This is a genomic window from Streptomyces ficellus, assembly GCF_009739905.1.
GTDB lineage: Bacteria > Actinomycetota > Actinomycetes > Streptomycetales > Streptomycetaceae > Streptomyces > Streptomyces ficellus_A.
This window is the reverse complement of record NZ_CP034279.1, coordinates 6,155,999-6,173,428: the sequence shown is the minus strand read 5'-3', so window position 1 is coordinate 6,173,428 and position 17,430 is coordinate 6,155,999. Positions and strand designations below refer to the sequence as shown.

At 72.8% G+C, this 17,430-nt stretch carries 18 protein-coding genes; 9 read left to right on the top strand and 9 right to left on the bottom strand.

Annotation, left to right across the window (positions count from 1 at the left end; translation table 11 throughout):
• Nucleotides 1-34 precede the first annotated feature (34 nt).
• Nucleotides 35-835, bottom strand: a complete 801-nt coding sequence (locus tag EIZ62_RS27735) for a carbon-nitrogen hydrolase family protein (RefSeq protein WP_156695398.1) — start codon at nt 833-835, stop codon at nt 35-37.
• A gap of 304 nt (nt 836-1,139) precedes the next feature.
• Between EIZ62_RS27735 and EIZ62_RS27730 the strand changes: the two genes are divergently transcribed.
• Nucleotides 1,140-1,703: a hypothetical protein gene (locus tag EIZ62_RS27730; RefSeq protein ID WP_156695397.1), complete on the top strand. Its 564-nt coding sequence runs from the start codon at nt 1,140-1,142 to the stop codon at nt 1,701-1,703.
• On the opposite strand, the gene EIZ62_RS27725 is transcribed toward EIZ62_RS27730, so the two are convergent.
• Both EIZ62_RS27725 and EIZ62_RS27720 read right to left on the bottom strand, forming a co-directional pair.
• Nucleotides 1,704-2,159 (bottom strand): Lrp/AsnC family transcriptional regulator, encoded by a 456-nt coding sequence (locus EIZ62_RS27725; RefSeq protein WP_156695396.1) that lies wholly within the window; start codon nt 2,157-2,159, stop codon nt 1,704-1,706.
• A 10-nt stretch (nt 2,160-2,169) separates the two neighbouring features.
• On the bottom strand, nt 2,170-3,633 hold the full coding sequence (locus tag EIZ62_RS27720; RefSeq protein ID WP_156695395.1) for an amino acid permease: 1,464 nt from the start codon (nt 3,631-3,633) through the stop codon (nt 2,170-2,172).
• A gap of 293 nt (nt 3,634-3,926) precedes the next feature.
• Here EIZ62_RS27720 and EIZ62_RS27715 point away from each other — a divergent pair, with 293 nt between their 5' ends.
• From EIZ62_RS27715 to EIZ62_RS27680, 8 genes are all read left to right on the top strand, one after another.
• On the top strand, nt 3,927-4,952 hold the full coding sequence (locus tag EIZ62_RS27715; RefSeq protein ID WP_156695394.1) for a GDSL-type esterase/lipase family protein: 1,026 nt from the start codon (nt 3,927-3,929) through the stop codon (nt 4,950-4,952).
• A gap of 132 nt (nt 4,953-5,084) precedes the next feature.
• The gene (locus EIZ62_RS27710) at nt 5,085-5,390 is read left to right on the top strand and encodes a DUF5133 domain-containing protein (RefSeq protein WP_244375990.1); all 306 of its coding nucleotides are present in this window, start codon (nt 5,085-5,087) and stop codon (nt 5,388-5,390) included.
• A 208-nt stretch (nt 5,391-5,598) separates the two neighbouring features.
• Nucleotides 5,599-6,486, top strand: coding sequence for an STAS domain-containing protein (locus EIZ62_RS27705; RefSeq protein WP_156695392.1), 888 nt, complete (start codon nt 5,599-5,601; stop codon nt 6,484-6,486).
• Entirely contained in the window at nt 6,483-6,881 is a 399-nt protein-coding gene (locus EIZ62_RS27700) for an STAS domain-containing protein (protein WP_156695391.1), read from the top strand. Before EIZ62_RS27705 ends, EIZ62_RS27700 begins: the two co-directional genes overlap by 4 nt.
• Nucleotides 6,878-7,438 (top strand): anti-sigma regulatory factor, encoded by a 561-nt coding sequence (locus tag EIZ62_RS27695; protein WP_244375988.1) that lies wholly within the window; start codon nt 6,878-6,880, stop codon nt 7,436-7,438. Before EIZ62_RS27700 ends, EIZ62_RS27695 begins: the two co-directional genes overlap by 4 nt.
• The gene (locus EIZ62_RS27690) at nt 7,438-8,451 is read left to right on the top strand and encodes an ATP-binding protein (RefSeq protein ID WP_156695390.1); all 1,014 of its coding nucleotides are present in this window, start codon (nt 7,438-7,440) and stop codon (nt 8,449-8,451) included. Before EIZ62_RS27695 ends, EIZ62_RS27690 begins: the two co-directional genes overlap by 1 nt.
• Nucleotides 8,448-9,740, top strand: coding sequence for a PP2C family protein-serine/threonine phosphatase (locus EIZ62_RS27685; protein ID WP_156695389.1), 1,293 nt, complete (start codon nt 8,448-8,450; stop codon nt 9,738-9,740). The genes EIZ62_RS27690 and EIZ62_RS27685 overlap by 4 nt, the downstream gene beginning before the upstream one ends.
• A 78-nt stretch (nt 9,741-9,818) precedes the next feature.
• Entirely contained in the window at nt 9,819-10,181 is a 363-nt protein-coding gene (locus EIZ62_RS27680) for an ATP-binding protein (RefSeq protein WP_156696632.1), read from the top strand.
• A 188-nt stretch (nt 10,182-10,369) separates the two neighbouring features.
• Here EIZ62_RS27680 and EIZ62_RS27675 read toward each other — a convergent pair whose 3' ends face one another.
• From EIZ62_RS27675 to fmt, 6 genes are all read right to left on the bottom strand, one after another.
• Nucleotides 10,370-11,215 carry an RNA polymerase sigma factor SigF gene (locus tag EIZ62_RS27675; RefSeq protein WP_156695388.1) on the bottom strand — a complete coding sequence of 282 codons (846 nt, stop codon included), beginning with the start codon at nt 11,213-11,215 and terminating at the stop codon, nt 10,370-10,372.
• Nucleotides 11,216-11,376: 161 nt separating this feature from the next.
• Entirely contained in the window at nt 11,377-12,822 is a 1,446-nt protein-coding gene (locus EIZ62_RS27670) for a GuaB1 family IMP dehydrogenase-related protein (RefSeq protein WP_156695387.1), read from the bottom strand.
• A 170-nt stretch (nt 12,823-12,992) separates the two neighbouring features.
• Entirely contained in the window at nt 12,993-14,039 is a 1,047-nt protein-coding gene (locus EIZ62_RS27665; protein ID WP_208828071.1) for a sugar-binding transcriptional regulator, read from the bottom strand.
• Nucleotides 14,040-14,124: 85 nt separating this feature from the next.
• Nucleotides 14,125-14,808, bottom strand: coding sequence for a ribulose-phosphate 3-epimerase (gene rpe, locus EIZ62_RS27660; RefSeq protein WP_156695386.1), 684 nt, complete (start codon nt 14,806-14,808; stop codon nt 14,125-14,127).
• A gap of 100 nt (nt 14,809-14,908) precedes the next feature.
• Nucleotides 14,909-16,330, bottom strand: a complete 1,422-nt coding sequence (locus EIZ62_RS27655) for an RsmB/NOP family class I SAM-dependent RNA methyltransferase (protein WP_156695385.1) — start codon at nt 16,328-16,330, stop codon at nt 14,909-14,911.
• 39 nt (nt 16,331-16,369) lie between these two features.
• Nucleotides 16,370-17,311 (bottom strand): methionyl-tRNA formyltransferase, encoded by a 942-nt coding sequence (gene fmt / locus EIZ62_RS27650; protein ID WP_156695384.1) that lies wholly within the window; start codon nt 17,309-17,311, stop codon nt 16,370-16,372.
• Between the last annotated feature and the right edge of the window lie 119 nt (nt 17,312-17,430).

The following is a 17,430-nucleotide window of genomic DNA, read 5'->3' as shown; positions in this document are numbered from 1 at the left end:
CTCCTTGCGGGAAAGCTGGGGAGGGGCGGAAGGCTCAGACGAGGGAGGTGTAGAGGCCGGGGCGGCGGTCGCGCAGGTACGGGTTGACCTCGCGCGAGCCGGTCAGGAACTCCGGGTCGACGTCGCCGGCGACCAGTTCCTCGCCGCGTCCGGCACGGGCGCGGGCGGTGCCGTCGGGGCCGGCGAGCGCGGACAGGCCGACGAACTCGAAGTCGCCCTCGGGGCCGGTCCGGTTGGCGTACGCGACGTAGATCTGGTTCTCGAAGGCGCGCACCGGGACGACGGACTCGGCGACGACCTCGGCCGGGTGCATCAGGGCGGTGGGCACCAGCAGGAGCTGGGTGCCGGCCAGCGCGTGCGCCCGGACGTTCTCCGGGAACTCCACGTCGTAGCAGATCATCAGGCCGACGCGCAGGCCGCCGAGCTCCGTCTGGGCGACGGGCTGGTCGCCGGGGGTGAACGCGCCGCTCTCGAAGTCGCCGTAGAGGTGCGTCTTGCGGTAGTTCAGGAGCCGCGTGCCGTCGGGGCCGATGAGCTGGGCCGCGTTGTAGACCGTGGTGCCGTCGCGCTCGGGGTAGCCGTAGGCGACGGCGAGGTCGTGGCGCTCGGCGATGCCGGCGACGGCGTCGGCGGACTCCCCGTCGGCGGGCTCGGCCAGCCGGGCGACGCCCTCGTCGCCGATCGCGTACCCGGTCAGGAACATCTCGGGGGCGACCAGCAGGCCGGCGCCGGTGGCGGCGGCGCGGGCGGCGGCCTCGTCGAGGACCTTGAGGTTGGCGGCGACGTCACCGGGCTGTCCGGAGCTCTGGAGCAGGGCGGTGCGCAGCGGCGGCATCGGCAGACCTCGGTCGGGTGTGTGACGGGAGGGAAGGGCGTCAACGAAGACGTCAACGAAGACGTTCAAAACGGTACGGTCCGGTGTTCTTCCGGGACAAGGCGTGACCGTTGCGGACCGACGAGCGATCTGTTGCGTGGATGGGCCGGTCGGCGGAGATTCATTGCGGGCCGCTCGCCCGCAGGTCGGAGGGCGTGCCCGCCGCGCGGCGGAGGGGCGACCCGACCCGGGCGCGATGTGGCGGGCGGGGGCCGGGCGGAACAGTGAGGGACGTCCGATTCACCGGCCGGAAAGGGCTCCCACCATGAACCACCGTACGAAGGTCGTCGCCGTCGGGGCGGCCGTGCTGCTGACCCTCATGGGCACCGGTCCCGCCGTGGCCACCGCCACGGCGGACGACCCGGCCCGGCCGGCCGTCACCCGGGAGGCGGCCGCGCTGACGGGTACGGCGAAGCTGTACCGGCCGGCCGGCGACGACATCACCTTCACCTTCGACGCGCACCTGGCCGCGCGGGACAACATGAACCCGGAGGCGGCGACCGGCACGTTCAGCTTCCGGCACGTCTTCCCGGACGGTACGTCCGGCTGGGCGAAGGCCCGTGTGGACTGCCTGGTGACGGGCGGGAAGGTGGCGGTGGTGACCGGTGTCGTCACCGACAGCGACACCCCGTTCAAGGGCCGGCGCGTCGGGATCTCGGTGCACGACCTGGGCGGGCACGACCGGCTGGGCTACAGCTGGATCGGCTCCGAGCCCGAGGAGAGCAAGAAGCTGCCGAAGTGCATGAGCGCGGCGCCGTTCGAGAAGGTCAAGGGCGGCACGGGCGACTTCCGGGTTCTGCCGTGGCAGCCGGAGTACCCGAAGGGCTGACTAGGCCGGCGAGCCGGACGAGAAGCGCCGCAGCAGCGGCGAGAGCACCAGCACCGACTTGGTGCGCTCCACGAACGGCTCGCCCGCGATCCGCTCCAGCACGCGCTCGAAGTGGCGCATGTCGGAGGCGAAGACCTGGACGATCGCGTCCGCGTCACCGGTGACGGTGGACGCGGCCGCGACCTCCGGGTAGCGCTCGAGACCGCGCTGGATGGTCTCGGGCGAGGTGTTGCCGCGTGCGTAGATCTCGATGAAGCCCTCGGTCTCCCAGCCGAGCGCCGCCGGGTCGACCCTGACGGTGAACCCGGTGATGGCGCCGTCGGCCCGCAGCCGGTCCACGCGCCGCTTGACGGCGGGCGCGGACAGGCCGACGAGCGAGCCGATGTCGGCGTAGGAGCGGCGGGCGTCCTCGGCGAGGGCGTGGACGATGCGTTCGTCGAGATCGTTCAGTCGCACTACGGGTGGGTCACTTCTCTGCTGTGGCCAATCGGGAGCGGCGCATGCCGTACACGAAGTACACCACGAGACCGACGGCCATCCAGATTCCGAAGTACGCCCAGGTGATCATGTCGAGGCTGTACATGCTGTAACCGCAGAACAGGAACCCGAGGACGGGGAAGACCGGGCCGAAGGGGACCTTGAAGCTTCGGTCGAGGTCCGGCTTGGTGTAGCGGAGGACGACGACCGCGATGTTGACCAGCGCGAAGGCGAACAGCGTGCCGATGCTGGTGGCGTTGACCAGCTCGCCGAGCGGGACGGCGGCGGCGAGGATGCCGCAGAACAGCGAGACGATCACGGTGTTGACGCGCGGGGTGCCCGTCTTGGGGTTGACCTTGCCGAAGACCTTGGGCACCAGGCCGTCGCGGGACATCGCGAAGAGGATGCGGGTCTGGCCGTAGAGCACGGTGAGGACGACGCTGGCGATGGAGATCACCGCGCCGGCGGCGAGCAGGGTGCCCCAGAAGCTCTGGCCGGTGACGTCGTTCATGATCGCGGCGAGCGAGGCCTCGGAGCCCTCGAACTTCTTCCAGTCCCAGGCGCCCACGGCGACGGCCGCGACCAGCACGTACAGCGCGGTGACGATGACCAGCGACAGCATGATCGCGCGCGGCAGGTCCCGCTTGGGGTCCTTGGCCTCCTCACCGGCGGTGGAGGCGGCGTCGAAGCCGATGTACGAGAAGAACAGGATGGCCCCGGCCGCGCCGATGCTGCTGACGCCGAGCGGCATGAAGTCGGAGTAGTTGCCCGACGTGAAGCCCATGAAGCCGATGGTGCAGAAGAGCACGAGCGCGGCGATCTTGACGACCACCATGATCGTGTTGGCGCGGGCCGACTCCTTCGCCCCGCCGAGCAGGAAGATCATCGCCAGCATGACGACGATCAGCGCGGGCAGGTTGAAGATCCCGCCGTCACCGGGGGGTGCGGAGAGCGCCGTCGGCAGGGTCACGCCGATGGTGCCGTCGAGCAGCTCGTTGAGGTAGTCGCCCCAGCCGACCGCCACCGCGGCGACGGACACGCCGTACTCCAGCAGCAGGCACCAGCCGCAGATCCACGCGACGACTTCACCCATCGTTGCGTAAGCGTACGAATACGAAGAGCCCGCGACCGGGATGGTGCCCGCCAGCTCGGCGTACGACAGCGCCGAGAAGAGCGCGGTGAGTCCGGCGAAGACGAAGGCGACCGTGACGGCCGGCCCGGCAAGCGGAACGGCTTCGCCAAGGACGACGAAGATGCCGGTGCCGAGGGTGGCACCGATGCTGATCATGGTCAGCTGCCACATGGAGAGCGAGCGGCGGAGCGAACCGCCCTCACCCTGCCCACCCTCTGCGACCAGCAGGTCCACCGGCTTCCGGCGGGTGAGGGCGGAGAGGCCGGACGCCTTGCGCGTGGGCTTCTCGGTGGCGGGAGGGGCTGTGCCTTGGTCCAGCACTGCGTCAGGCTCCTTCATCGCTGCGGGACGGAACGGAGGGCGACCCGCGGCGGCACGCGGGCATGGAGAACAGCCCACGGGGGAGGGAGACCGCCGAGCAGGCGGTCACCGCCACTCCTGGTACGGGGCACGAGCCTAAGGGGCGGGGTTCGCGCTCGTAACGAGAGGTTGTTGCGCATCCACGAATGATCATTGCGCGGTTGGGGCACAGACGGGGAAACATTGCGCCCCGCCGCACGAATCGACACATTGGGGGTCCGGGGCAGGCATTTCACCGACCGGAGGAGACTGGTATGACCTGGCAGGACCCGGTGCCCTTTCTGCGCGGCACGGCGTGGCTGGACACCCGCGGCAGGGCACTGCGCGCCGACCCCGCGGACCTGGGCCGCCTGCCGTGGGAGACCGCCCAGCGGGCCGCGCTGCCCATCGGCGTACGGCTGGAGTTCACGGTGTCGCCGGGCACCCGTGCCGTGGAGATCCGCTACCGCGCGGCCGTGCCGGACAGCTCGCAGGAGCTGCGGGACGTGGCCCACTGCTTCGCGCTGTGGGAGGGCGACACCTGCCTGCGGGAGACGATCCCCGACCCGGCCGAGGAGACGAAAGTCACCATCCCGCTCCCCCCGGACGGGCGCACCGGACCCTTCACCGTCCACCCGCCGGAGAGCCAGGCGCCCGAGATCCTCGGCGTCCGTGCCGTGGACGGCACCCTCTCCCCCGCCGCGCCGCGCCCCCGCTGGCTGGTCCACGGCGACTCGATCACCGAGGGGTGGTGGTCCACCCGCCCCGCCCACGCCTGGCCCGCCGTCGCGGGGCGCGCCCTGGGCGTGGACGCGGTCAACCTCGGCTACGCGGGCTCGGCGCGCGGCGAGCTGTCGATCGCCCAGCAGCTGGCGCGCCTCCCCGCCGACCTGCTCACCCTCGCGTTCGGCACGAACTGCTGGTCCGGCGTCCCGCACTCCGCGCCGCTGCTGTACGAGACGACCCGGGCGTTCATCTCCCTCGTGCGCCAGGGGCACCCGGACACGCCCCTGCTGCTGCTCTCGCCGCTGCTGCGCCCCGAGGCGGAGTCCACGGCCAACGCCCTGGGCGCGACGCTCGCGGAGCTGCGCACCGCCATGGAGGAGGCCGTACGGGACCTGGCCGCGGACGGTGACGGGCGGCTGGACCTGCTGCCCGGCCGCGACCTGATCGGGCCCGGCCAGCTGGCGGACGGGCTGCACCCGGACGACGCGGGCCACGCGCGGGTCGCCGAGGCGGTCGCGGTGGCGTTGCGGCAGGCGGCGGCAGCCGCCGGTGGACGGGCGCTGACGGGGACGTGAGAGCCCGGAGGGGCAGGGCGGGGGAATGACCCGGCGGAGGCGGGGTAGGGGCGCCCTCGGTCGGTGACATCGCGATCCGGCACCCGACACCCGGGCAACGGGTCCCGTTCAGAAGGAGGTTCTGTCGTGCTGATGGCGCACCCCTCAATGCTGCGCACACTCGTCGCCAGGTATGAGGAGCTGACCGCTTCCGGTGCGGAGGCGGACGCGAAGGTCGTGCGTCAACGGGAGGACACCGCCTACACCCTGTGCGTGTCCACCGGTACGCGTGACGTGCGCGACGCCCTGCGCGTCGCCCGGCAGGCGATCTCGGCGGCCGGCGAGCCGGCGTCCGTGACGGCGAAGGTGAAGGCGGCCACGGCTCCGGCGGCGGCCCCCGCCACCAGCGCGGCTCCGGCCGCCACCCCCACCAAGGCATCGGCCACGGCCACGGTTTGAGCGGACGTGGAGGGCGGCGGCCGGCACTCTGCTCCGGTCGCCGCCTTCGGCGTCCGCACGGCGGACCCCGGCCGCTCCCCGCCCCAGCGGCCGGGACGGCCCGACCGCCGTCGAACATGAGGGACCGGCCGGGCGGCCGCACCGGCGGCGACTTCCGCGCCGGGTCGCGGAGGTCCGCCCGTCCTGTCCCCGAATGCGAGAGGTACTTGTGAACACCAGCGAATCGATCGTGCGGGACCGCCTCTGTGAGGCCCTGCGGGAGCGTGAGGAGGAGATCGCGGACCAGTGGGTCCGGCTCCAGCTGGAGCAGGCGGTCAGCACCGACATGAGTGAGCACGAGATCCGCGAGGAGGCCGATCTGCTGATCTCGGCCCTGGCCGCGGGTCTGGCCGGCGACGTACCGGTGGAACGCCTGGTGACGTCCCGCAACGAGCTGCGCCAGACGGTGATAGAGCTGTCGTTGCGCCGTGCGCGGGCGGGCGCCACGCCGACCGCCACGTCGATGGCCGTGCTCTCGCTCAAGGAGGCGCTGCTGTCCGCCGTCCAGCACACCGCACGGGACTCGGCCGAGCTGTACTCCGCGGCCATCCTGGTCAACCGGCTGCTGGACGCCGCCGGGGTGCTCTCCTTCGAGACGTACGTGGAGGGGCGCGAGGAGATCATCCAGCGCCAGAGCCGCCAGCTCCTGGAGGTCTCCACCCCCGTGGTGCGGCTGTGGCGGCACGTCCTCGCCGTCCCCCTGATCGGCACGCTGGACACCGCCCGGACGCAGGTGGTGATGGAGAGCCTGCTCCAGGCGATCCAGGACAACGAGGCGCAGGTCGCCATCATCGACATCACGGGTGTCCCGGCCGTCGACACGGCGGTCGCCCAGCACCTGATGCACACCGTCAACGCGGTGCGGCTGATGGGCGCCGACTGTGTGATCAGCGGTATCCGGCCGCCCATCGCCCAGACCATCGCGCAGCTCGGCATCGACCTGTCGACCATCCTGACCCGCGCGACCCTGGCGGACGCCCTCGCCGCCGCCATCAGGCTGACCGACCAGCCCGGCGTCGGCCAGGACGCCGGAACAGCCCGGCCGGTGACCGCGTGACGGCCTCCCGAGCCACTGGCGTACCGATCCTGCGGCTCGGCGACGTGCTCATCACCGGTCTGCTCAACGAGCTGGACGACCAGTCGGCGGTGGCCTTCACCGACGAGCTGACCGAGCGGATCGTCGGCGACGGCGCCCGTGGCGTCCTGATCGACATCTCCCGGCTGGAGATCATCGACTCCTTCGTGGCGCGCACGCTGATGGAACTGACCACCATGGCGCGGCTCCTCGGCGCCCGGGTGATCGTGGCCGGGATGCGGCCCGCGGTCGCCATCACCCTGGTCGAGCTGGGGCTCCAGCTGACCGGCGTGGAGACCGCCCTCAACGCCGAGCAGGGCCTGACCGCGCTCGGCTGGCACCGCATGGCCCAGCCCTCCGGGGGAGGCACGACGTGACACTCCGCGGTGAACGGGTGGTGACGCCCGGGTCCGAGGTGATCGCCCAGCGCTCCCCCACGGCCTCCGAGGGCCGGTCCTCCGGTTCCTCCGACGACCGGTCCTCCGGTCCACCGGGGGAACCCTGGGAACCCGGGGCGCCCGGCGGGGAACGCGGCGCCGGGTCCCGTTACAACGTCGCCTCCGAGGAGGACCTGCTGACGGTACGTCACGCCGTGCGGGCGGCCACCGTCGAGGCCGGATTCGGGCTCGTCGACCAGACGAGGATCGTCACCGCCGCCAGCGAGCTGGCCCGCAACGCGTACGTGCACGGGGGCGGCGGCTCCCTGGAGATCCAGCCGCTGACCCGGTCCGGACGCAAGGGTCTGCGCCTGACGGTCCGGGACGACGGCCCCGGCATCCCCGACGTGGAGGAGGCCCTCGGCGACGGGTTCACCACGGGCTCCGGGCTCGGCCACGGGCTGGGCGGAGCACGCCGCCTGATGCACGAGTTCGAGGTGCGCACCAGACCCGGCGAGGGCACCACCGTGATCGTCAGCCGCTGGAACGACCGCTGATGGACTCACCGGCCTCCCCCACCACCCACGTCCCGGTGGACCACTACAGCGCCGTCCAGCTCGCGGCGACCACCGCCCACCGGGCGGCGCTGGACCAGGGGCTCACGGGCGCGCTGCCCGACCAGGCGGCCGTGCTCGCCAGCGAACTGGCCGGCAACATCGCCAAGCACGCCCAGAACGGCTCGCTGTACATCCAGCCGCTGCCGCTGCGCACCGGCGTGGAGATCCTGGCCGTCGACCGCGGCCCGGGCATGGCCGACCTGGACCAGTGCCTGACCGACGGGTACACCACCAGCCGCACGCTCGGCTCCGGGCTCGGCGCCGTACGCCGGATCGCCGACGAGTTCACCGTGCGTACGGCGAGGGGCGCGGGCACCGTCGTCTCCGCCCGCCTGGGTGTACCGGGCGACGGCCCCGCCGATGGCGCGCCCTCCGTCGGCGCGGTGCGCCTGCCGGCCGACGGGGAGCGCTCCTGCGGGGACGCCTGGGGCCTCGCGGTCACCGGCGGCGTACGCACGGCCCTCGTCGTGGACGGGCTCGGGCACGGCCCGCCCGCCGCCGAGGCCGCCGAACTGGCCGTGCGCGTCTTCCACCGCGACCCCGGCCAGCCCCTGCCGCGGCTGCTGGGGGCGATGGACCGCGCGCTGCGACGCAGCCGGGGCGCGGCGGTGAGCATGCTGCGGCTGTCGGACGACGGCGTCGAACAGGCTTCGGTGGGGAACGTACGCACCCTGCTGCTGGGCCACGACGGCGTCCGGCTGCGCTTCGGCGGCCAGCCCGGTGTCGTCGGCTGGAACATGCCCGCCCCCCGGGTGCAGCGGGCCCCGGCGGAGCCGGACACCATCGCGCTGCTGCACAGTGACGGTGTCGACGCCCGCTGGACGCACACCCTCACCCCCTTCCTGACCGGGCTGCCGGCGCCGCTGCTGGCCGGAGCCCTGGTCCACCGACACCGGCGCAGCCGGGACGACGCCACCGTCCTCACCGTCGGCCCGGCGCGGAGAGAGTCATGAAACCGCAGATCACCACCCTCCACTCGCTCGCCGGGCTGCGCAGCGCGCTGCGCCGGGTCGCCCACCGGGCCGGCCTCCCCGTGGAACTGCGCTACCGGCTGGCGCTGTCGGCGACGCGGGTCGCCCGGGGTGAGCTCACGGCGGGCCGGCCCGTACTGCTGGAGACGGTGCCGCCCCAGGCGCCGCACCAGCCGGGCGGCGAGGCGGACGGCGTACCGGACGGGCGGGCGGACGAGCTTGCGGACGGGCCGGCCGAAGGACGGCTGATCGTCCGGCTGCACCTGCCGCACGCGCCGCGCCGGCCGTCGCTGGAGGGGCTTCCGCTGCCCGCGGAGCGGCTCCCCGGCACGACGGCCGTGTGGCGGGTCCCCACTCCCCTCCTGTCCGGCACGGACGCGTGCCGGGACGATCCTCCCGGCCTGGGCGAGCTGCTGGAGGAGGAGCTGAGCGTGGCGGTCGACCGGGCCGACGCCCTGGCCGAGGACCACCAGCGGCTCAAGCACGAGCTGGCCGAGACCAACAGCGGGGTGCTGGCGCTTTACGTACAGCTGGAGGAGCGCGACGAGCAGCTGCGCCAGGCGCACGGCCGGATACTGCGCCAGCTGGAGGACGCCCTGCGCCCGCCGCCGGTGCGGGTCCCGGGCCTGGAGATGGCCGTCCACTACGAGCCGGCCGAGAAGCACGCCCCCACGGGCGGGGACCTGTACGACTGGTTCGTCCTCCCGGACGGCACCGTGCACATCACGGTGGTGGACGCCCTCGGACACGGCCTGACCAGTACGCGCAGCGCGCTCAACGTCACCCACGCCGTGCGCACCCTCGCGCTGGAGGGGCACCCGCTGGAGTCGATCGTCCAGAGGACCGACGAGGTCCTCGCGACCTTCGACCACGAGCTGATGGCCACGGTGCAGCTCGCCCGCCTCGACCCGGGGAGCGGGGAGCTGGTGCTGGCGAACGGCAGCCATCCGCCGGCGCTCCTGGTCCGGAAGGGCGGGGAGTCGTCCCTGCTGGAGGTGCGCGGCCGGGGCATCGGCTTCCCGCTGCCCGGCAGCGAGCGGCTGCTGCGCGACCGCCTCGACCCCGGCGACCTGCTGGTCCTCTACACGGACGGGCTGACCGAGAGCCGCCGCGACCCGCGGGAGGGCGAGCAGCGGCTGGAGCGGGCGGCGCGCCGCCACCGGCACCGTCCGATAGAGGACATCCCGGCGGCGATCGCGGACGAGATGCACACGGTGATCCTGCACCCGGACGACACGGTCGCCCTGACCGTGCGGCGGGTGCCGGGCTGATCCTCGCCAGTCCGGTGGTTAACGCACGAGGTCGGGGTATGCGAGCGGTGAGGAACGAAGGAGCCGCTCGTGGTTGTCATGATTTCGCCGTACGCCGACTGCGCCTCGGCCCGTGACACGGCCGCCCGTTTCGTGGCCGAGCACTGCCCGTGGGCGGACCTGGACGCGGTGCAGCTGGTCGTCACCGAGCTGACGGCCAACGCGCTGCGCCACACCGAGGGCTGGTGGCGGCTGCGGCTGTGCGCCGAGCCGGGCGAGCTGGCGGTGGAGCTGGACGACTCCGAGCCGGCCGCGCCCGCGCCGCGCAAGCCGGACTTCTCCGGCGGCGGCGGCTTCGGCTGGCACATGGTGCAGAGCCTCGCGAGCCGGGTGGAGATCCTGCCGACCCGGGTGGGCAAGACGATCCGGGCCATCTGGTACCGCCAGGCCGAAGCCGCCTGACACCGCCGCGCACCGCAGCGCCCCGCTCCCGAACGGCCCCGCCCCGGCGGGGCCGTTCCGCGTGGGGCGGCCGGAAACCCGGCACCGGTCACCAGGTCACGAGCAGCACGATGCCCGGGGCGCATCGCCCCGGGCATCGTCGGGAAGCCGTCGACGGACCGGCCGCCGGCCGGTCCGTCACCGGTACGTCACTCGACGGCCAGTAGCCCTTCGCGGAGCCGCGCGGTGATCCTCGACAGCAGCCGGGACACGTGCATCTGGGAGACCCCGAGTTCGGCGCCGATCTCGGACTGGGTCATCTCGTCCACGTACCGCATCTTGAGGATGCGGCGGTCCCGTTCGTCGAACTGCTCGATGAGCGGCTTGAGTGCCTGGACGTTCTCGACGATCTCCAGCTCGCGGTCGGGTTCGCCCAGCCGGTCACCGAGGGTCTCGGAGGAGTTGTCCCCGCTGTCGTCCAGGGGCAGGTCGATCGACCCGGCGGTGTAGCCGTTGGCCGCGACGAGCCCTTCGAGGATCTCCTCCTCCTCCATCCCCAGGTGCTCGGCCAGTTCGGCCGGGGTCGGGGAGCGGTCGAACCGCTGGAAGAGTTCGTCGGTCGCCCGCGCGATGTCGATGCGCAGTTCCTGCAGCCGCCTCGGCACGTGCACCGACCAGCTGGTGTCGCGGAAGAACCGCTTGATCTCGCCGATCACACACGGCATGGCGAAGGTCGTGAACTCGACCTCGCGGCTCAGGTCGAAGCGGTCGATCGCCTTGATCAGTCCGATGGTGCCGACCTGGATGATGTCTTCCATCTGGTCGGACCGGTTCCGGAAGCGTGTCGCCGCGTACTTCACCAGGGAGAGGTTCAGTTCGATGAGGGTGTTGCGGACGTACTGGTACTCCGCCGTCCCTTCCTCGAGAACAGCCAGCCGGTCGAAGAACTGCTTCGACAGTTCCTTCGCGTCCTTCGGAGCCACCTCGCCGGGGTTCCGGATCTCCGGCAGATCAGTCGTCTGCGGGGTGGTACCGGTCGAGATCGTGGTCGCCATGGACACTGCACCCTCCCTCTCGTCTACGTACGTTCGCACAGCGCGTGTACCCGCCTCCAGCATGAGCACTCCTGCGAATTCGGCCGGACGCGAAAAAAGCGGAACGGGGCCGCCCTCGCGTTTGGCGAGCGGCGGCCCCGTACCGGAGTCCTGACGGCGGATCAGCTCCAGCTGGCGTGGAGCGGCTTGCCCTCGGCGTAGCCGGCGGCGCTCTGGACGCCCACGATGGCCTTCTCGGCGAACTCCTCCAGGGAGCCGGCACCGGCGTACGTGCACGAGGAACGCACACCCGCGATGATCGAGTCGATCAGGTCCTCGACGCCCGGGCGGGCGGGGTCGAGGAACATCCGCGAGTGCGAGATGCCCTCCTCGAAGATCGCCTTGCGGGCCCGGTCGTACGCGGACTCCTCGCTCGTGCGGTTGCGGACGGCACGCTTGGACGCCATGCCGAACGACTCCTTGTAGAGCCGGCCGTTGGCGTCCTGCTGGAGGTCGCCGGGCGACTCGTACGTCCCCGCGAACCAGGAGCCGATCATCACGTTGGAGGCACCGGCGGCGAGCGCCATGGCGACGTCGCGCGGGTGACGGACACCGCCGTCGGCCCAGACGTGCTTGCCGTACTTCTTCGCCTCGGCGGCGCACTCCAGGACGGCGGAGAACTGCGGGCGGCCCACGCCGGTCATCATGCGGGTGGTGCACATGGCGCCGGGGCCGACACCGACCTTGATGATGTCCGCGCCGGCCTCGATGAGGTCGCGGACGCCCTCGGCGGCGACGATGTTGCCGGCGACGATCGGGACCTGCGGGTCGAGACCGCGGACGGCCTTGACCGCGGCGATCATCGACTCCTGGTGGCCGTGCGCGGTGTCCACGACGAGCGTGTCGACGCCCGCGTCGAGGAGCTGCTTGGCCTTGCCGGCGACGTCGCCGTTGATGCCGACGGCGGCGGCGATGCGCAGCTTGCCGTTCGCGTCGAGGGCCGGCGAGTACAGGGTGGCGCGCAGGGCGCCCTTGCGGGTCAGGATGCCGGCGAGGCGGCCGTCCTTGTCCACGGCGGGGGCGTAGCGGCGGTTGTGGTGGTCGAGCGTGTTGAACGCCTCGCGCGGGTCGATGTCCGCGTCGAGCAGCAGCAGGTCGTCCTTGGACATGACCTCGGACAGCTGGGTGAAGCGGTCGACCCCGGACAGGTCCTCGTCGGTGACGACACCGATGGGGCGCTGGTCGGCGTCGACGACGACGCCGGCGTTGTGCGCGCGCTTGGGCAGCAGCGACAGCGCGTCGGCGACCGTCTGGTGCGGGTCCAGCACGATCGGGGTGTCGAGCACGTGGTGACGGCTCTTCACCCAGGAGGTGACGTCGGTGACGACGTCGATCGGGATGTCCTGCGGGATGACGACGAGGCCACCGCGGCGGGCGACGGTCTCGGCCATCCGGCGGCCCGCGATCGCCGTCATGTTGGCGACGACCAGCGGGATGGTCGTCCCGGTGCCGTCGGGGGAGGACAGGTCGACGCCCTGGCGGGAGCCCACGGCCGAGCGGCTAGGCACCATGAATACGTCGTCGTACGTGAGGTCGTACGGCGGCTTCAGGTCATTGAGGAAACGCACGTGCTGAACATCCCAGTCGTTCGGAGTTGGCCCCCGGGCATTTCAGCCGGGGGGAAAACGCACGTACTTCATTCTCCCACGGCCGCACACGCGTACGCCCCGGACGAAAGCCACAGGTCATCGAAGGATCACTTGTGGCTTCCTCCAACCCAGAGCGCCACCCGCCACCGCTACTCGTCCGGGTCGGTGCGGTCCAGTGCCGGGCGCGGGCCGGGGGTGAACTCGGTGAGGAGGTAGTCGGCCGCCATGGTGTCCGTGACCAGGCTGGTGACCAGGCCGGACCGCAGCACCGCCCCGATCGCCGCCGCCTTGCGGCGCCCGCCCGCGATGGCCACGACCTCGGGGATGCGGCGGAGCCGGTCGGCCTCCACGGTGATGCACCGCTCGCCGAGGTCACGGCCGACCCGGCGCCCGGCCGCGTCGAAGAGGTGGGCCGACATCTCGGCGGCGACGCCGAGCGAGGCGTAGTGCGCCCGCTCCTCGTCGGTCAGCATGTCGTGGACGGTCGAGATGCCCGGCTCCCAGGAGCCGATGGACACGGCCGCCACGGTCACCTTGTCGAAGTACTCGAAGGCGCGGGCGATGCCGGTCTGGTTGCGCAGGGCGGCCGCGGTCGCCGGGTCGGGCAGCAGCATGGGCGCGTAGATCGGGTGCGCCTCGCCGCCGGAGACCTGGGCGGCACGCCGTACCGCCTCCACCGAGCCCCGCTCGGCGGTGCCCGCGTCGTACACGCCGGTCAGCTGGACCACCGTGCAGGGCGGCAGCCGGTCGAGGGCGGCCGCCATGTGGATGGTGGAACGGCCCCACGCCAGGCCCAGGACGTCACCCTCGGCCACCAGCTCGCCGAGCAGGTCCGCGGCGACCTCGCCGAGGTTCTCCGGGTCGGGCGAGGCGTCCTCGCCCTCCGGCGGGGACTCGACGACCACGGCGTGACGCAGCCCGTACCGGGACCGCAGCGCGTCGGAGCGCTCGGCGTCCAGCTCGGCCGGTACGCGGATCTCGATCCGTACGAGGTCACGCTCCAGGGCGGTCTCCAGGACCCGGGCCACCTTGAAGCGGCTGACGCCGAACTCCTCGGCGATCTGGATCTTGGACTTGCCCTCGAGATAGAAGCGGCGGGCCATGGCCGCCGCCTGCACGAGCTCCGCGGGTCCCATCCGCAGGGCTGGCCGTCCCGCCGACATAGCAGACACCGCGCTCTCCTCACTGCTGTTCACACTTCGGATCGCCATCCTTGCAGATCCGGCGGTCCGGGTTCGGTCCTGTTGGGCTGCGTTCATCTGCCCGTGGTTCGCCCGTGGCTCAGTGGCCGCACGCCCACGCGGCCGTGGCGGTCGCGGCGGTGGCCTGCTCACGCAGGGCCCGCACCGCGGCGGCCGGGTCCTCCGCCCCGTACACGGCGGAACCGGCGACGAAGACGTCCGCGCCCGCCTCGGCGCAGCGCTCGATGGTGGAGGCCGAGACACCGCCGTCGACCTGGAGCCACAGCTGGAGGCCGTGCTTGGAGATCAGCTCCCGGGTGCGGCGGATCTTCGGCAGCATGATGTCGAGGAACGCCTGGCCGCCGAAGCCCGGCTCCACGGTCATGATCAGCAGCATGTCGAGTTCGGGGAGCAGGTCCTCGAACGGCTCGATGGGCGTGGCCGGCTTCAGCGCCATCGACGCCCTGGCCCCCTTGGCCCGGATCTCACGCGCCAGCCGCACGGGGGCGGCGGCCGCCTCCACGTGGAAGGTGACCGACCCGGCACCGGCCTCGACGTACTGCGGGGCCCAGCGGTCGGGGTCCTCGATCATGAGGTGGCAGTCCAGCGGGGTGTCCGTCGCCCGGCTGAGCGACTCCACGATGGGCACGCCCAGGGTCAGGTTGGGCACGAAGTGGTTGTCCATGACATCGACGTGGAGCCAGTCGGCGCCTTCGACGGCCTTCGCCTCGTCGGCGAGCCGGGCGAAGTCGGCGGACAGGATGCTGGGGTTGATCTGGGCCATGAGCCAAGCCTGCCATGCCGGATGGCGTTTCCTTCACCCGATGCCCGGGCTGCCCCGCCACCGCACGGCACACTTGCCGCAATCCCGGCGTATCAGCGGCCTACGTGGTCCGCCGCAGCAGCGCCAGGTACATCGCGTCGGTGCCGTGCAGATGCGGCCACAGCTGTACGTCGGGGCCGTCGCCGAGCGCGGGCACGCCGGGCATCAGGGGCCGGGCGTCGATCAGCTCGGCGCCGCCGTGCCGCTTGAGGACGTCGTCGACGACCACCCGGGTCTCCGCGAGGTGCGGCGAGCACGTCGCGTACCCGACGACCCCGCCGACCCGGACGGCCTGCAACGCCTCGGTCAGCAGGGCGCGTTGCAGCGGGCCGAAGCCCTCCAGGTCCTCCGGGCGGCGGCGCCAGCGGGCCTCGGGGCGGCGGCGCAGGGCGCCCAGGCCGGAGCACGGCACGTCCACCAGGACCCGGTCGAAGGAGCCGGGGCGCCACGGCGGGCGGGTGCCGTCGGCGGCGATCACCTGGTAGGGGCCGGGGTTGCCGGTCAGGGCGCGCTCCACCAGCCGGGCCCGGTGCGGCAGCTTCTCGGAGGCGAGGAGGGTGGCACCGCGCCCGGCGGCCAGGGCGCCCAGGAGGGCCGCCTTGCCGCCGGGGCCCGCGCAGCCGTCCAGCCAGCGCCGGTCGGGTCCGTCGACCGGGGCGTTCGCCAGGGCGATCGCGACGAGCTGGCTGCCCTCGTCCTGGACGCCGGCCCTGCCGTCGCGCACGGCGTCGATCGCGCCGGGCTCGCCGCCCTCGGCCAGCCGCACGGCGTAGGGGGACCAGCGGCCCGGCAGGCCCGCCTCCTCCCCCAGCACGTCCAGCAGCTCGTCCGGGGTGGACCGGCCGGGGCGGGCCACCAGCGTGACCTCGGGCCGCTCGTTGTCGGCCTCCAGCAGGTCCTCGATCCCGGCGCGCCCGCCGCCGAGGGCGTCCCACAGCGCGGAGACGACCCAGCGCGGGTGCGAGTGGACGACGGCCAGGTGGTCCTCGGCGTCCTCGTCGTACGGCGGTGCGACCTGCTCCAGCCAGGCGTCCAGGTCCTGCTGCGCGATCTTGCGCAGGACGGCGTTGACGAACTTGGCCCGCCCGTCGCCAAGCACCACCCGCGCCAGCTCCACGCTCGCCGACACCGCGGCGTGCGTAGGGATCCGGGTGCCCAGCAGCTGGTGCGCACCCAGCGCCAGCACGTCCAGGACCGGCGGGTCCACCTCACGCAGCGGCCGGTCGATGCACGCCGCGATGACCGCGTCGTACGTGCCCTGCCGGCGCAGCGTGCCGTACACCAGCTCCGTCGCGAGCGCCGCGTCCCGGCCGTCGAACCCCTCCTTCTCCCGCGCCTTCTTCAGCAGCGGCGGCAGCACGAGGTTGGCGTACGCGTCCCGCTCGTCGACGGCGCGCAGCGCCTCGAACGCCAGGATCCGCACCGGGTCCTTCTTGGGGCGGCGGTACGGCTTGGGGGGACGGCGACGGGACTGCTCGCTCAAAAGGTGCTCCGCGTTTCGTGTGGCTCGAACCCTTTCAGCCTACGACGGTCCGGCACCGGCCTGCTCCCCCGGTGCGATCCGCACCCCGCGGGCCCAGTCGGCGGCGCGCATGGGCTTCTTGCCCTGCGGCCGGACCCAGAGCAGTTCGACCGCGTGGGAGCCGGTGCCCACGTGGACGTTGTTCTTGCCCGCCGACAGCTCGCCGGGGGCCAGGTCGGTGCGGTCCGGTGCCGGGGCGGCCTGGACGACCTTCAGCCGCTCGCCGCGGAAGACGGTCCAGGCGCCCGGGGCGGGCGTGCAGCCGCGGACGACGCGGTCGACGCGCAGCGCCGGGGCGGACCAGTCGATGTGCGCGTCCTCGACGGTGATCTTGGGGGCGAGGGTGATGCCCTCCGCGGGCTGCGGGACCGCCTTGAGCGTGCCGTCCTCGATGCCGTCCATCGTGGCGGCGAGCAGTCCGGCACCCGCGAACGCGAGCCGGGTGAGCAGGTCGCCGCTGGTGTCCGTGGGCCGCACCTCCTCGGTGATCACGCCGTACACGGGACCGGAGTCCAGGCCCTCCTCGATGAGGAAGGTGGACGCGCCGGTCACCTCGTCCCCGGCCATGACGGCGTGCTGGACGGGCGCGGCACCGCGCCAGGCGGGCAGCAGGGAGAAGTGCAGGTTCACCCAGCCGTGCGCGGGCACGTCGAGCGCGACCCTCGGCAGCAGGGCGCCGTAGGCGACGACCGGGCAGCAGTCCGGGGCGATCTCGCGCAGCCGGGCCAGGAAGTCCTCGTCGCGGGGCTTCGCCGGCTTGAGGACCTCGATCCCGGCCTCCTCGGCGCGCTGGGCGACGGGGCTGGCGACGAGCCGGCGGCCGCGACCCGCGGGGGCGTCGGGCCGGGTGACGACAGCGGCCACCTCGTGCCGGTCCGAGGCGATCAGGGCGTCCAGGGCGGGTACGGCGACCTCGGGGGTGCCTGCGAAGACGAGCTTCATCAGTGGCTGACTGCCTGTCTGTTCGGTGGCGGTGGCGGGCGACGCACCAGTTTAGGCGCCGGTGCGGCGGGGGGCGTACGGCGCCTTGCGCGCCCTGGGCATATGCGGATACGCCCCCG

Coding starts and splice junctions, on each gene's coding strand:
- EIZ62_RS27735 (WP_156695398.1), bottom strand. CDS start 835: ATGCCGCCGCTGCGCACCGCCCTGCTCCAGAGCTCCGGACAGCCCGGT.
- EIZ62_RS27730 (WP_156695397.1), top strand. CDS start 1,140: ATGAACCACCGTACGAAGGTCGTCGCCGTCGGGGCGGCCGTGCTGCTG.
- EIZ62_RS27715 (WP_156695394.1), top strand. CDS start 3,927: ATGACCTGGCAGGACCCGGTGCCCTTTCTGCGCGGCACGGCGTGGCTG.
- EIZ62_RS27710 (WP_244375990.1), top strand. CDS start 5,085: ATGGCGCACCCCTCAATGCTGCGCACACTCGTCGCCAGGTATGAGGAG.
- EIZ62_RS27690 (WP_156695390.1), top strand. CDS start 7,438: ATGGACTCACCGGCCTCCCCCACCACCCACGTCCCGGTGGACCACTAC.
- EIZ62_RS27685 (WP_156695389.1), top strand. CDS start 8,448: ATGAAACCGCAGATCACCACCCTCCACTCGCTCGCCGGGCTGCGCAGC.
- EIZ62_RS27680 (WP_156696632.1), top strand. CDS start 9,819: ATGATTTCGCCGTACGCCGACTGCGCCTCGGCCCGTGACACGGCCGCC.
- EIZ62_RS27675 (WP_156695388.1), bottom strand. CDS start 11,215: ATGGCGACCACGATCTCGACCGGTACCACCCCGCAGACGACTGATCTG.
- rpe (WP_156695386.1), bottom strand. CDS start 14,808: ATGGCCCAGATCAACCCCAGCATCCTGTCCGCCGACTTCGCCCGGCTC.
- fmt (WP_156695384.1), bottom strand. CDS start 17,311: ATGAAGCTCGTCTTCGCAGGCACCCCCGAGGTCGCCGTACCCGCCCTG.